18 protein-coding genes are annotated in these 14562 nt (G+C 41.7%); 6 read left to right on the top strand and 12 right to left on the bottom strand.

Annotated elements, in window-relative coordinates:
- Positions 1–55: 55 nt before the first annotated feature.
- Positions 56–832: a carboxypeptidase-like regulatory domain-containing protein gene (locus EZV76_RS08930; protein ID WP_136566199.1), complete on the top strand. Its 777-nt coding sequence runs from the start codon at positions 56–58 to the stop codon at positions 830–832.
- A 99-nt stretch (positions 833–931) separates the two neighbouring features.
- Positions 932–2623, top strand: coding sequence for an alpha-amylase family glycosyl hydrolase (locus EZV76_RS08925; RefSeq protein WP_136566198.1), 1692 nt, complete (start codon positions 932–934; stop codon positions 2621–2623).
- 6 nt (positions 2624–2629) lie between these two features.
- Here EZV76_RS08925 and EZV76_RS08920 read toward each other — a convergent pair whose 3' ends face one another.
- The 4 genes from EZV76_RS08920 to EZV76_RS08905 are packed head-to-tail and all read right to left on the bottom strand — an operon-like array spanning position 2630 to position 4503.
- A complete protein-coding gene (locus EZV76_RS08920) occupies positions 2630–2860 on the bottom strand; it encodes a hypothetical protein (RefSeq protein WP_136566197.1) in 231 nt (76 codons plus the stop codon).
- A gap of 38 nt (positions 2861–2898) precedes the next feature.
- Complete coding sequence (locus tag EZV76_RS08915) at positions 2899–3279, bottom strand: VOC family protein (protein ID WP_236640896.1); 381 nt, start codon at positions 3277–3279, stop codon at positions 2899–2901.
- 2 nt (positions 3280–3281) lie between these two features.
- Complete coding sequence (locus tag EZV76_RS08910) at positions 3282–3809, bottom strand: SRPBCC family protein (protein ID WP_136566196.1); 528 nt, start codon at positions 3807–3809, stop codon at positions 3282–3284.
- Positions 3810–3849: 40 nt separating this feature from the next.
- Positions 3850–4503, bottom strand: a complete 654-nt coding sequence (locus EZV76_RS08905) for a TrmH family RNA methyltransferase (protein WP_136566195.1) — start codon at positions 4501–4503, stop codon at positions 3850–3852.
- An 87-nt stretch (positions 4504–4590) separates the two neighbouring features.
- Here EZV76_RS08905 and EZV76_RS08900 point away from each other — a divergent pair, with 87 nt between their 5' ends.
- From EZV76_RS08900 to purB, 3 genes are read left to right on the top strand one after another with little or no spacing between them, the layout of a single operon-like run.
- Positions 4591–5292 (top strand): SIR2 family NAD-dependent protein deacylase, encoded by a 702-nt coding sequence (locus tag EZV76_RS08900; RefSeq protein WP_136566194.1) that lies wholly within the window; start codon positions 4591–4593, stop codon positions 5290–5292.
- A gap of 6 nt (positions 5293–5298) precedes the next feature.
- The gene (locus EZV76_RS08895) at positions 5299–5871 is read left to right on the top strand and encodes a HEAT-like fold family protein (protein ID WP_136566193.1); all 573 of its coding nucleotides are present in this window, start codon (positions 5299–5301) and stop codon (positions 5869–5871) included.
- Positions 5872–5920: 49 nt separating this feature from the next.
- Complete coding sequence (gene purB / locus EZV76_RS08890; RefSeq protein WP_136566192.1) at positions 5921–7264, top strand: adenylosuccinate lyase; 1344 nt, start codon at positions 5921–5923, stop codon at positions 7262–7264.
- Between the two features lie 33 nt (positions 7265–7297).
- Here the strand turns inward: purB and EZV76_RS08885 are convergent, their stop codons facing one another.
- From EZV76_RS08885 to EZV76_RS08855, 7 genes are all read right to left on the bottom strand, one after another.
- Positions 7298–8113: a mechanosensitive ion channel family protein gene (locus EZV76_RS08885; protein WP_136566191.1), complete on the bottom strand. Its 816-nt coding sequence runs from the start codon at positions 8111–8113 to the stop codon at positions 7298–7300.
- Between the two features lie 144 nt (positions 8114–8257).
- Positions 8258–8602 carry a hypothetical protein gene (locus tag EZV76_RS08880; protein ID WP_136566190.1) on the bottom strand — a complete coding sequence of 115 codons (345 nt, stop codon included), beginning with the start codon at positions 8600–8602 and terminating at the stop codon, positions 8258–8260.
- 23 nt (positions 8603–8625) lie between these two features.
- Positions 8626–9594 (bottom strand): M57 family metalloprotease, encoded by a 969-nt coding sequence (locus EZV76_RS08875; protein WP_201741842.1) that lies wholly within the window; start codon positions 9592–9594, stop codon positions 8626–8628.
- Positions 9595–9745: 151 nt separating this feature from the next.
- Positions 9746–10285: a GFO_1091 family lipoprotein gene (locus tag EZV76_RS08870; RefSeq protein WP_136566189.1), complete on the bottom strand. Its 540-nt coding sequence runs from the start codon at positions 10283–10285 to the stop codon at positions 9746–9748.
- 109 nt (positions 10286–10394) lie between these two features.
- Positions 10395–10934 (bottom strand): GFO_1090 family protein, encoded by a 540-nt coding sequence (locus tag EZV76_RS08865; RefSeq protein ID WP_136566188.1) that lies wholly within the window; start codon positions 10932–10934, stop codon positions 10395–10397.
- A gap of 11 nt (positions 10935–10945) precedes the next feature.
- Positions 10946–11365: a PG0215 family putative anti-sigma factor gene (locus EZV76_RS08860; protein ID WP_136566187.1), complete on the bottom strand. Its 420-nt coding sequence runs from the start codon at positions 11363–11365 to the stop codon at positions 10946–10948.
- Positions 11352–11861 carry a GFO_1088 family ECF-type sigma factor gene (locus EZV76_RS08855; protein WP_136566186.1) on the bottom strand — a complete coding sequence of 170 codons (510 nt, stop codon included), beginning with the start codon at positions 11859–11861 and terminating at the stop codon, positions 11352–11354. The genes EZV76_RS08860 and EZV76_RS08855 overlap by 14 nt, the downstream gene beginning before the upstream one ends.
- 209 nt (positions 11862–12070) lie before the next feature.
- On the opposite strand from EZV76_RS08855, the gene EZV76_RS08850 reads away from it, so the two are divergent.
- Positions 12071–13585, top strand: coding sequence for a GFO_1087 family putative carboxy terminal peptidase (locus EZV76_RS08850; RefSeq protein ID WP_136566185.1), 1515 nt, complete (start codon positions 12071–12073; stop codon positions 13583–13585).
- A gap of 25 nt (positions 13586–13610) precedes the next feature.
- Here the strand turns inward: EZV76_RS08850 and EZV76_RS08845 are convergent, their stop codons facing one another.
- Positions 13611–14549: an ABC transporter substrate-binding protein gene (locus EZV76_RS08845; protein ID WP_136566184.1), complete on the bottom strand. Its 939-nt coding sequence runs from the start codon at positions 14547–14549 to the stop codon at positions 13611–13613.
- Positions 14550–14562 lie beyond the last annotated feature (13 nt).

Genomic DNA, 14562 nt, shown 5'->3' with positions numbered 1-14562 from the left:
AAGGGCCTCCTGTTTATTTTTCTTTGTTTAGTACTTTTATACCGACAAAGATTGCATGAGAAGAATTCTACTTACCCTTTTTTCGCTTATTGCGTGGTCTTGTTTTGCCCAGAATGATGATGATTCATCCGTTCAAGGCGAGTTGACGGCCACTGTGGTCAATGCGCAGAGCGATTTTCCTTTGGAAAGTGTGCACGTCATCAACCTAAATCAAGTCAAGGGGACCATTACGGACCAAAAAGGGCGATTTACCATACAAGCCGCCGTGAATGATACACTCTATCTTTCCTATTTGGGTTTTAAAACACAAAAAGTAAGGGTAACCAACGATATGTTCCGGTTTCAGGATACCAAGATAGCCCTAACAGAGCTCGCTTATGCTTTGGAAGAAGTTATTGTAAAGCCTTATCAATTGACTGGATATCTTGAGATTGACGTGAAGAACCTTCCTGTCAATAATGCCTATCAGTATAGCATTTCAGGGTTGAACACCAGTTATGAAGCGGGCAATAAAAGCCCAAGTGCGGTGACCAAGGTATTGGGTGCTATTCTGAATCCGGCAGACCTTTTACGAAACCTCTTTGGTAAAAAGCCACGCCAGATGCGAAAATTACGCCAAATGAAAGAGGATGATGGCATTCGCGATCTTTTGGCGTCAAAATTTGATAGGGAAACGTTGACGGAACTGCTTCAACTGGAAAAAGTGGATATTGAAGACATCCTTAACAACTGTAACTACTCCAAATCCTTCATCAATACGGCGAACGACCTTCAGATTTTGGATGCCATATCCAGCTGTTATGAAGAGTATAAAGTACTCAATCGAAAGTAAAACACATGACCATGTAGACTTTGCCGATAGTACCGTTGAGCTATAAATAAATTTTAGTTTTCCATATTCATTTTATAGCTTTAGGCAAAATCCCAATGCATGAAAAAACTACTTGTCATCATGTCCATTCTGTCCACTTTGTTTGGTTGTAGGGAAGCTAAAAAAGAGCAACAGACCATTGAACAAGAGCAAGTAGTTGAGCAGCAAAGCCCTAAAAAGAAAGTCCCTTTTGTATGGGAAGGGGCCAATGTCTACTTCCTCCTTACCGACCGTTTTAATAACGGTAACCCCGAAAACGACATTAATTTTGACAGAACAGAGGAAACTGCGGTCCTTAGAGGTTTTGAAGGAGGGGATATTCTTGGCGTCACCCAGAAAATTGAAGAAGGCTACTTTACCGATTTAGGCATCAATGCCATTTGGTTAACTCCGGTGGTCGAGCAAATCCATGGCGCCACAGATGAAGGCACCGGAAAAACCTACGGATACCATGGTTATTGGGCCAAGGATTGGACAGCCATTGACCCAAATTTCGGCTCTCGGAAAGATTTGGAAAATATGGTAAAAACCGCCCATGCCAAAGGCATACGCATTCTTTTGGATGTAGTGCTCAACCATACTGGGCCTGTTACCGAAAAAGACCCTGTTTGGCCAGATGACTGGGTACGTACCGGCCCAACTTGCGATTTTACCACTTACGAAACCACCACGGCCTGCACCTTGGTTGAGAACCTTCCCGACATTCTCACAGAATCGGATGAACCTGTGGAATTACCCGATGCTTTGTTGGCCAAATGGAAGAAAGAAGGACGTCTGAGTCAAGAATTGGACGAACTGCAATTGTTCTTCGAAAGGACAGGATATCCAAGGGCGCCTCGTTATTATATCATTAAATGGCTCACCGACTACATTAACGATTTTGGCGTTGACGGTTTTCGGGTGGACACCGTAAAACATGTAAATGAAAATGCGTGGGCAGACTTGCATAAAGAGGCCAATTATGCCTTTGAGACCTGGAAGAAAAAACATCAGGACGAAATATTGGACAACAACCCATTTTATATGGTAGGCGAAGTGTACAACTATGGCATTTCCGGAGGTCGTGAGTTTGATTTTGGCGACAAAAAGGTGGACTATTTCAACTACGGGTTCAAGAGTCTCATCAATTTTGAATTAAAGGAAGATGGACAAAAAGATTATGAAACCATTTTTAAGAAATATAACCAACTTCTCAACACAAAGCTCAAAGGAAAGAGTGTACTCAACTACCTAACTTCCCATGATGACGGCTCACCTTTTGATAAAGACCGTACCCAGCCCTATAAAACTGCTAACGTATTGTTGTTGACCCCAGGTGCCTCTCAGGTATATTATGGAGACGAAACTTCCAGAAGCCTAGTGATAGAAGGGGCAGAAGGAGATGCCACCCTACGTTCCTTTATGAACTGGGAAGAATTGGATAGCATTGCCGAAATACAGAACATCCATAAACATTGGCAAAAACTGGGTCAGTTCAGAAGAAACCACCCTGCTATTGGTGCTGGGCGTCATAAGCGTTTGTCCAAATCGCCCTATGTGTTTTCCCGAACCTATGTTGATGGCGATTATCGTGATAAAGTGGTTGTGGCCCTTGACCTGCCCAAAGGGAAAAAATCACTTGTGGTAAAAGGTTTCTTTGGAGATGGCACAAAACTGTACGACACCTATTCAGACACCGAAGTAATTGTTACCAAAGGTAAAGTGGTCTTGGACAATGAATTTGATATCGCTCTTTTGGAATTGGTGGAATAACAATTATCATTTTTCAATTATCAACCACTCAATTTTCCAATTACATTCATCAAAATACGACTTGATGTCTTCTTTACTCTCAAGCCAAGTATCAAACCCATTATCTCCTTCCAAATTGGGCATTTCGTAAATATAGAATCCTCCCGATTGGTCCGTATTATCTTCAAGTTTGACATACCAACCTTCGTTATGGCCAGTGATGATTTTTCCGAAAATACCAAACTGAACTTCAACCATACTTAGAATTTTCAAGTTCAAAAAATTCGCAATTTGTATTATTTTCTGGAATGCAACGCAATTCGGTTACCTTCCGAGTCCAAGAACAATCCCATATAGCCTACATCCGGACTTATTTGGGTCTTTGCTCTTATTATTTTGCCGCCTACCTGCTCCACACGGTCCAATTCTTGTTGTACATCGGCGCTAGCAAAATAAATTAAGACGCCATCCGTTTTGCTGGGCGTGTACCAATCCGCATTCTGGATAAGACAACCCGCTGCTCCAGTTTTGGTCTCATCCCATGGGAACCAACCCATTTTGGTACCCTCCATATCGTGTACCTGTATGACTATTCCAAAAACTGTTTCGTAGAATTTTTTTGCCCGGGCCATATCTTCAACTGGAATCTCAAACCAGCCCACCATGTTCTGTTCCATAGCTACTTTTCCAAAATGTCTTTTAATGATGCCAATCCTTCCTCAAAATCCTTACCAACCGCTTTGTCCATGTTCATGAACAACATCATGATGCTAAATGGGAATTTATTCTTTCCCGAGAAACCCCAAGTGACTTTGGTGGTGTTCCCATTCACTTCTTCAGTCATCAAATAGGCATCGGAAGTGGATTTCCATGGTTTTAAGAATCGAAGTTCTGACTCAATACGCTCACCATCCACGATCTGCGTGATTTCCTGCTCCCCTTCTCCAACATCCTTGTTGCCGTTCCAATAACTGGTAGCTCCAACTTCCCCGTCGGTTCCAGTGAATTTTTTCTCCATGTTGGGATCCTTTTTGTTCCAAGGCGACCATTGATCCTGATTTTTCAGAAAACGAAGATTTTCAAAAACTTTGGATTTAGGTTGGGCAATTTCAATAGATCTTGAGACATTGTACGTCTTGGGCGCTATAGCTCCCAAAATAAGGATGAGCAGCACAATTCCAGCTAGGATGTAAAGTAGTGTAGCCATTTGTTTGTGAATTGGTTAGAAATTAAATGTACAAAAAACTTCATTTGGAAAGGTACCGTTCAATGATTCCTTCCACACTTTTAATGGACTTTTTGGTCCAGTCGAAACGCTTCTCAAAAATTTCATCTTCAGATAGTTGCCAATTCACATTGGAATTCCTGACCTTGTGCGCAAGTTCCTGTATAATGATTGCTGCCGATACGGAAACATTTAAGCTTTCGGAAAAACCCACCATGGGAATTTTTAGAAACCCATCTGCTTGCTGCATCACCTCTTCGCTCAACCCTTCTTTTTCGGTTCCAAAGAACAATGCCGTTTGTTTCTTTGGAAAAAAATCGGGCAACAAAAGAGAATCATCATGCGGGGTAGTAGCCATAATTTGATATCCTCGACCCTTTAATCTTGAAACACACTCCCCCGTACTTTGATATTTGTGTACATCAACCCACTGCTCCGCCCCTACGGCTATGTTCTTGTCCAACCGTTTTGAAAAACGGTCTTCCACCACATGCACTTCCTGTATTCCAAACACATCACAACTTCTAATTATGGCGCTGGTATTGTGCATTTGGTACACATCTTCAATAGCCACCGTCAAAAATTTGGTGCGATTTTTCAATACCTCTAGAAAACGTTCCTTACGCTCTTCGGTCAAGTACCCTTGCAAATAGGTGAACAAATCATTATTCTGCATACTTCACAAGATAGAAAAAAACAAAATTCCTATTTTTGGGACTCCCCCAACTCTGGCAGCCCCAACTTCCACCTAATTAAGAAAAAAATGACCAAAAAGAAAATAGTGGTGCTCACTGGTGCCGGTATGAGTGCCGAGAGTGGGTTGAAGACTTTTCGTGATTCCAATGGGCTTTGGGAAGGGCACGATGTTATGGAAGTTGCCTCTCCGCAAGGATTTGCCAAAAATCCGGAATTGGTGCTTCATTTTTACAACCAACGGAGACGACAATTATTGGAAGTAAGCCCCAATGCAGGACACCACGCCCTAGTAGATTTGGAGCAGCATTTTGATGTGCATATCGTAACCCAAAACGTAGACAATCTACATGAACAGGCAGGAAGTTCAAACGTTGTGCATTTGCATGGTGAACTTTTTAAGGTTCGAAGTACTGTGGACGAAGGTCATGTATTGGAATGGAAAAAAGACTTGGTTCTGGGCAATCTGGACAAGAACGGACATCAACTTCGCCCTCACATTGTATGGTTCGGAGAAATGGTCCCAATGCTGGAAATAGCCGCCCAAATAACCCAACAAGCCGAAATTCTGATTATTGTTGGTACATCCATGCAAGTCTATCCTGCGGCAAGTTTAGTGCATTACGCACCAAGAACAACCCCTATCTTTTTTGTGGACCCCAAACCCAGTGTACGCTCTTCAGATTTTGAAAAAATCACCATCATTGAAAAAACTGCAGCAAATGGAGTTCCCGAACTAGTGGAACATCTTTTTAGAGAATTTCAACCATAATCCCGCATGACCCAACATCAACTCCATACCAAATTGAATTCAGGCAGACTTTCCAAGCCCAAAGTAGACCAGCTTGTGGAACAATTGATACGCCAGCCTTCACTGACAGAGGCACTTTTTCTCGAGGTTTTGAGAGAAGATAAAGAAGGGACATTTAATGCCAGTTGGACCTTTGATCATCTCATGCGGAAAAAATTAGTGTACCTGCTGCCCATGATGACCCTTTTTACAAATAGTCTCTCCCAACTCAAGTGTGAGTCCTGTATCCGTCTCATGGCGCATGTTTGTGAAATGGTTGCAGAGGCCTATTTCAAAAAGAAAAATCCTGTTTTCATCAAAAATATTGCCGATGAACATCTTGAAAAAATGCTGACAGCCTGTTTCGATTGGCTCATCAGCCCCATGAACATGGCCCCAAAGGTATTTTCCATGACCAGTCTATATTATCTGGGGCAAAAATTTGATTGGGTACACCCTGAACTACGCGTGATTTTGGAGGATTCTTATGCCACAGGTACGGTAGGATATCAGAACCGTGCCAAAAAAACACTGGACAAGCTGGCCAAATTAGGCCGATAAACTCTAGGAGTTTGAGTATCTTTGCCACTTTCAAAAACAGTACGTGAAAATGTCCTTAACGCAGCTCAACGCCATTTCGCCGATAGACGGTAGATATAGAAACAAAACCGAATCTCTTCAAAATTACTTTTCCGAGGAAGCGCTCATCAAATACCGTGTACAGGTAGAAATTGAGTATTTTATTGCCCTTTGCGAAATACCGTTGCCTCAATTGGCGGATTTTGATGCGACTAAATTTGAGGAGCTACGTTTAATTTACAAAGCATTTTCTGCGGAAGATGCCCAGTCCATCAAAGAGATTGAAAAAACCACCAATCACGATGTAAAAGCCGTGGAGTATTTCATCAAACAACGTTTTGATGCCTTGGGACTACAGAACCATAAAGAGTTCATCCATTTTGGGTTGACTTCCCAGGATATCAACAATACGGCCATTCCGCTTTCCATTAAGGAAGCAATGAACGACAGTTATGTTCCTTCCTACTTTGAAGTCTTTGAAAAATTAAAGGAATTGGCCAAGGAATGGGAGAACATCCCTATGTTGGCACGTACCCACGGTCAACCGGCATCCCCTACCCGTTTGGGCAAGGAAATCGATGTTTTTGTAGAGCGTTTGAAAGAGCAATTCAATTTATTGAACGACATCCCCAGTGCCGCCAAATTTGGTGGGGCCACAGGAAACTATAACGCCCATAAAGTGGCCTATCCCAGCATAGATTGGAAAGCCTTCGGCCAAAAGTTCGTGCAGGAAAAATTGGGCCTATACCACTCTTTCCCCACAACCCAAATTGAGCATTACGACCATATGGCCGCTTTGTTCGATTGCCTTAAACGCATTAACACCATTTTGATTGACCTCAATCGGGACATTTGGACCTACATTTCCATGGATTATTTCAAACAGAAAATAAAAAAGGGCGAAGTGGGCTCATCGGCCATGCCGCACAAAGTAAATCCCATAGATTTTGAGAATTCCGAAGGAAACTTGGGTCTGGCCAATGCCATTTTCGAGCATTTATCGGCCAAACTCCCCATTTCCCGATTGCAGCGCGATTTAACAGATAGTACCGTATTGCGAAACGTAGGGGTGCCCTTTGCACATACCTTGGTCGGGTTTCAATCCACTTTAAAGGGGTTGAACAAACTCGTGTTGAACCAGCAAAAATTTGAGCAGGATTTGGAGGATAACTGGGCCGTGGTCGCAGAGGCCATCCAGACCATTTTACGCCGCGAAGGCTATCCCAATCCGTATGAAGCCCTTAAGGGCTTGACCCGAACCAATGAGAAAATCAACCAGAAGTCCATTGCGGATTTTATTGAAACTTTGGAGGTTTCGGATGCTATTAAAACGGAATTGAAACAAATAACCCCAGCGAATTATACTGGGGTTTAATTAAACTCAAATTTATTTCATTTGATAATTTAACTATCCCTCCTTGTGGATTTCCACTTGGTGCGGATACGGAATCTCAATTCCGGCGGCATCCAAGGCCAATTTGCAATTTTCATAGGTGGCAAAGTACACATCCCAATAGTCCTCGGGTTTACAGAAAGGCCGTACGGCAAAGTTTACGGAGCTATCGGCCAGTTCCATCACATTTACCGATGGGGCCGGGTCTTGCAAAACCTTGGGGTTTGTAGTGAGCACTTTTAGAAGTACCTCCTTGGTCTTTTTGATGTCTTCTCCATAGCCCACGCCAATCACGGTGTCCACCCGCATTTTGCCTTCAGCGGTGTAATTGATGATGTTTCCATTGGCCATGGCTCCATTTGGAATAATGGCCAGTTTGTTCTGTGGGGTAACCAGTTTGGTGGTGAAGATTTCGATGCCCTTTACTACACCCAATACGCCTTGGGCCTCTATAAGGTCACCTATACGATAAGGCTTAAAAATCATAAGCAGTACCCCACCCGCAAAATTGGAAAGGGAACCTTGCAGGGCCAAGCCTACGGCCAAACCTGCCGCTGCTATTACGGCAGCGAAGGTGGTAACGTCCACGCCCAATCGCGAAATAACCACAATGATCAGAAAGACTTTGAGAGTCCAAGAGAACAGGTTCAATAAGAATTTTTGTAGGGATTCGTCATACTTGCTCTTGGACATGACCTTTCTGGTCCCAGAAATAATCCTTTTTACAATCCACATCCCCACAATGTAGATCAGGATTGCCGTAATGAGCTTGGGTCCAAATTCCTTGGCCAGATCAAGGCCGTAATTCATCCATTCTTCTGCTTTTTCCATGGTGTTGTTGATTTGTTAGTGTTCTTGTTATGAGACACTAAGATAAAAAAGAAGGTCACAGAAATGCTCGGAATTTGCCTCATTTAAACAAAAAAAGGCAACAAACGTTGTCCCTTTTCCATTTTTTTCGCTAAGCCACTAAAATCATTCGATTGTAATACGAAGTACAATCAATTGTTGATTAAAATCTTGATTTCCAGATGACATTTTTAGGTTAATTTCAACAATATCTGTGCCCCTAAAGTCTTGCTTTGGAAGATAGACATAGGTTAGTCCTCCTAATTCCTCATCCGTCAAAATTTCACTGAAACGATACGATTTAGCCTGTTTGGCAATACTATAACCTCCTTCAGTCGGTCTATTTCCAAGATAATACCGTAACTCTTGATTCGCTTCAATGTTGAGTTCCACAACAGTAACAGGGATGTTATCTTCTTTAGAACAAGACACAACTAAAAAAACACATATCATGAAAAAAAATATTCTCATAACACTCTTTCTTGTTTTAAAGATTAATACAATGCTTGCAATGCTACGATATCGGCATTACTGAATTCTCCATCAGTAAACAAATTAAAGCACGATAAAAACACGGAATCCATATCTACATTCACCTGTGCCGGGGTTCCTGGTATATGAATTGCACCAACACCTGCATTTCCTTCATTACCACCAGAAATACAAGATATTGACCTGTTAAAAAAGTCGGTATGCCTCATACCCAAACAATGTCCAATTTCATGAGTTATAACATGTTCATTTACGTTTATTGACTCATTATTTGTGCCTGAGTTTATTCTTACCTGACCACCTGGACTTCCCGAATTGGGAAAGACAGCGCTTCCTCCGGGCAGACTACTTCCACTTCCATTGTGAATTACAACATTAATGCCAGGAGTGTAAAGTGGCCAAGACTCTTGCAAAGTGGTTATAGTATAAAAATTTAATTCAAAACGTACCGTCAAATTTAAGCTATTGTAATTATTGACTGCTTGAATTAGTCCTTCAGCCACATTATTCATATTCTGGAAATAAAAGAAATTAATAGCTTTAATCTCTATAGTTCTTACCCCATTATTAACAGTTACCAGATTAGTTGTTCGATACTGCGAAAACAAATCATTTGTACCATTGACACTTGATTTAGTGCTTGTCTTGTCTTTTTTTGAATGCCCAAACATGTCTTCCTCGTTTATGTACACATCCTTTCCAATCTCATAGACTTTTGAGGCTTCCCCGGTTTTTATATCGATAGAATTGAATACACGGACATATTCTCCAATAAATCCCTCTTTTTGAAAAGATTCCAATTCTTTTTTTGACATGGTGTAATCTTTAATTAATTGGAGATCTTTATAGCCCTTGAATAAATCATCTAGGTCTTGTTCTGAAAGCAGGTTCTCATCCTCTTTCATTTCGGTGGTGCACGCCAAAAAAGTGTGCATGGCGAGAAGCACCATAACTTTGGTTAAGTTTTTCATTTTTAAAGATTAAGAGTTAGAAAAAATTCGGGAGGTTGAGTAAAATCTTACAACAATATAGGAAATTATCTTTAATTCTGATATGAAATATGACAAATAAAAAATCCCAAACAGTAAAACCATTTGGGATCATATCCTTTTAAAAACCAGTCTAGCCCTTTAAAAATTCTCCGATCTCGCCCAGTCCCTCACCCTTATATTCCGATTTTTGGATGGCCTGCATGAGTTGTATAATATGTGCTGGGTTCATGTCCTTGCCCAAAACCCTAACCAAGGCAAAGCCTTTGTCATCACTATCGCCGTAGATAATGACCTCATCTATGGCATCTTCGTCACCCAAATATTTCACTACACCCTTTCCGTACTTGGAGTTGATTTTCATGAGTTCCACGAACTTTTCCCCTTTTAAGATCTCGCGCACCTTGTTTTTTTCCACCTCAAATTCTGCGGCGTTGTCTGAATTCTTCTTAAATGCCAATAGATTGAACTTTCGTAAGGATTCCACAGCTTCTTTCTGGGTTGGAGTAAGGTCTACGGCATCCATTTTCAGAATACTTGCTGGGACATCCACTGTGATAAAATTAGGGTTCTCCGAATTGTCCACGTAGTATTCCTGCAAGCTCTGTCTCGAAGAGCAAGAAGCCAACAGAATCACTGCCATTGCCAAAATTCCTTTTACTATATTTTTCATCTGTACTTTTTTTGATTGATTGCTTAATTCAATAATCAGTTGACAATGATTGGTTGGTGAAATCCTAATTTTGTTACATCTTGCCAGTCATTGTCAACCAATTTATCTATTATTTCTGCTTGCCCGCTTTGTTCAACTCTTCGGGAAGGTTCATTTTTTTGGTCAGGGAGTTGATCTTGTTCAAATCGATGTCGCCTGTCAATGAAAGTAGCACAGTCTCGATTTTTCTTCCATCAGCCTCTACGTTGCTCAAATCGGTGACCAACATCAGTAATTCGCTCACATGGTCGTCATCCCTTCCTTGCTTAATGTAGAACTTTACATTGGCATCTTTGTCCTTCACGCGCATAAGCTCTTCCATCTTCGAGGATTTTAGGTAACTGCTCACGGAAGATCTCATGTCATCACCTATTTTTTGGTTGTCAGTGGTAAAGACCTTAAGGCTTTTTAAACTACTGGCAATGTCCATAAAGTCCCGGGCTTCGGGGTCATCGATTTCCACATCTATTTTGGCCAATAAATTGAACATACTCTTGTTCACCACTACTGAGGTGACTTCATCCAGGTCTTCGTACTTGTCGAACAAGGATTGTGAGAATCCCATTGTTGGCAAAACCGCGATCAAAAAGATTAAAATATTCCGTTTCATGTTTTTCGTTTTTAATTGTTGTTGTAAATTTTTTGTTTTGCTTCTTCGAACTCTTTGAGGTAAGCCACTTTCTCCGTTCCTCGGCCAAAATTCTCAGCCAAGAGTTCAAAAGCCTTTTTGGTTTCTTGGTAAGCGAACTCTGCTTTCTTCTTTTCTTGGTATTCGTTACCAAAATAAATGCCAAAGGTTAAAACTGCGACCGCCGCAACGGAAACCCATTTGTATAGATTACTTCTGGTTTTTAATGGAACCTGCTTGGTAAAGCGTTCTTCCTTGGCGTTGGAAAAGTAGTTGAACATAGGTCTGTACTGCTCCAAATGCGCGGGTACGCTTTCCTGTGCAAAATACTCCCGTAGCTGTTCCTCCTCGGCCACCGTTGTGCTGGCCTCAAAGTACTTTTCCAATAACTTTTCTATATTATCCAATGCCATAGCTGTGTTTTTTTATTAATTCTTCGCGTACTGTTTTTCTAGCTCTTGAGAGCGCCACCCGTACTGCGGTGGGCTTCATTTCCATGAGCTCACATATTTCATCAAAATCATACTGCTCCACATCTCGTAATTGTAAGATCATTTTTTGTTGTTCGGGCAGTTCTTGCATAATGCGTTCCATCCATTGCACACTGTCCTCGGCTTCCAATTGGCGTTGCAACGAAGTGTTTTCATCACTATAATTACTATGTACCAATTTTAGGTTACCCGCTTGTCTGGACTTTAAACGGTCCAAACAAAAGTTCTTGGTCATGGTCATGGCAAAAGCTTCCACATTTTTGTATTCTCCCATGGATTCATTCTTAGACCATAATTTCATCAGGATTTCCTGTGTGGCGTCCTCTGCTTCCTCCCTGGAGACCAACAAGCGTTTTGCCAGTCGGTATAGCTTGTCCTTAAAGGGCATCACCACATTTAAAAACTCTGATTGTTTCATTGGTTTGTCTTAGTTGTTTTAGACCTTATTTCTCGGTCTACATAATCACGACGACACATATCGAAATTTGTTACAAAAAATTTGTATTCTGATTTTATGTACCTATTTTGTATCGCAAATTTGTAAGAATTTATAAAAGTTATCGCCTTACTTACCAACCTCATCTCTAATTTGGAACAAATATTGATGAATCCAATAAAAACTCTGCTATGAAAAAATATGCTCTTCTATTATTGGGGCTTACAATCTTCTTTGTTGGTTGTAATAATGATGACAATCAAATCAAGAATGGGGAAACTCCCACCATGAACCCAGGATCTACTGCCATTGCCCAAAACTTTATGTGGCAAGCCATGAACCTCTGGTATTTTTGGCAAGAAGACGTCCCCAACCTTGCTGATGACAGGTTCTCATCCAATGATGAGTATACTTCGTTTTTGGAAGCAACAGCCAACCCTGAACTCTTCTACTATCAAATTTGCAACAAACATGCGGCACTTTTCGGAAACCAAAACTCCATAGATCGTTTTAGCTTTTTAAATGATGACTATACCGAACTGGTCAGCAATCTTTCAGGAGTATCCAAGAGTAATGGCTTAGAGTTCAATCTTAACTATTTCCAAGACGGAACCAATGTTTTTGGTTACGTACTTTACATTGTGCCGGATTCTGATGCTTCAACCAAAGACATACAAAGGGGCGATATTTTTACCCGTGTGAACGGACAACAATTGACCGGAGACAATTATGTCAGTTTGCTTTTTGGAAACAACGACACCTATACACTTGGAATGGCAGATATCGTGGACAATCAAATTGTGGACAACGATACGGAAGTGACTCTTACCAAAATTTCCAACCAAGTGGAAAACCCTATTTTGGTAGCTAAAACTTTGGACATCAATGGGACGAAAATTGCGTATCTCATGTACAATCGATTTTTAGGCAATTTTAACGAACAACTTAATGCCGCATTTGGCCAATTTGTAGACGCTGGAGCCACAGAACTTGTCCTTGATATGCGCTACAATCCTGGAGGTTCCGTAAACACCTCCCGCCTTTTGGCCAGTATGGTCTATGGCACCAATACCAATGAGCTTTACATTAGGCAACGCTGGAATGATAAAATACAAGACCAATTGAGTGCCTCCCAATTGGAAGACTACTTTGCGAATACCACAGGCGCCAGTGCCATAAACACACTTAATTTAGATAGGGTGTTCATTTTAGCCACCAATGACTCGGCTTCTGCAAGTGAATTGGTGATGAATGGTTTGGCCCCCTATGTGGAAGTGATTCACATTGGGGGGACTACTAGGGGTAAAAATGAGTTCTCCATTACCTTGGTGGACGACCCTGAAAATTCCTTTATTTATGATGAGGACCGTGAAGGCAACATCAACCCACAAAATAGTTGGGGCATACAGCCCTTGGTAGGAAGAAATGAAAATGCCGATGGTTTCTTTGACTATACAAATGGATTAACACCAGACATAACCCTAAATGAGGACCTGACCAATCTGGGCGTTCTGGGAGACCCCAACGAGCCGCTATTGGCCCGTGCCATTGATGAAATTACAGGTGCTGGTGCCAAAAGAAGCTTTTCTGTTCAAATGGCAGCAAAATCCTTTGCCAGTTCAAGGCTACAGACTCCATTAAGGGACAACATGTATTTGGACAAACCTTTGAACGTGGATATAGAGCTAACAAATCCATGGGAATAAAAAAAGCGGCCGAGGCCGCTTTTTTTTATGATTGGACTTTTTGCAAATCGAGTTGTTTGTATTTTCCTCTAAGGTGTTCCTGAATTTTAATTATTTCTGGGTGAAAAATTCCGGCCAACACTTCAATCCCGTTCACCAACGTACTTGCTGATGATTGTGTAAACATATCATAATCGGCAATGAAAACCTTTCCTTCCTTGACTGCTTTGATATCCTTCCAACCAGGTCGACCCGTTAAGAGATATATTTCCTTTAAGGTACGGTCAATCCCAAAACCACAGGGAGCAATGACCAGAACTTCGGGATCGTATTGTGTTATTTTTGACCAAGAGGTAACCACACTGTCCCCGGAGGGGTTCGAAAGCATATCCACACCTCCCGCGTAGGCAATCTGATGGGGAATCCAATGACCGCAGTTGAATATGGGCTGAATCCACTCCATGAGCATGACCCGCTTGGGCAGTGCCTTGGCCGCACGCAATTGGTCGGTCACAGACTCCATACGCTTGTGAAGTCCTTCCAAATACCTATAGGCCACTTCTTCCCGGTCCAAAGCCTTCGCAATGGTAATGGCCGACTCAAAAACATCTTCCAAGGATTCAGGGCTAATGGATATCAACTCAGGTTGCTTTTTCAGATTGGCCACAGCAGCCGATGTACAAGCGGTATCAATCTGGCAAACATCGCACATGTCCTGGGTGAAAATAATATCCGGGGCCATTTGCTCCAAAAGCTTTTCATCCACATAATACAATTGCTTCCCCTGATGTTTACTGGCCGAGAAAAGGGAATCGATTTCCTGACTGGACAAATTCTTACCTTCAAGAATACAGCGTACCACAGGTTTCTTTTCCCTCAAGGCCTGTTCGGGACATTCAAAGGTGATTCCCATCAAATGTCCATCGAGCCCCATATCATAAAGCATTTGGGTAACGGCCGGCAAAAAGGAACAGACTTTCAGCATAGGATTGCAACGG

The sequence above is a fragment of the Flagellimonas alvinocaridis genome (assembly GCF_004916895.1).
GTDB classification, from domain to species: Bacteria; Bacteroidota; Bacteroidia; order Flavobacteriales; family Flavobacteriaceae; genus Flagellimonas; species Flagellimonas alvinocaridis.
Note: the sequence above shows the minus strand (reverse complement) of the source record. Positions and strands in the feature narration are given on the sequence as shown.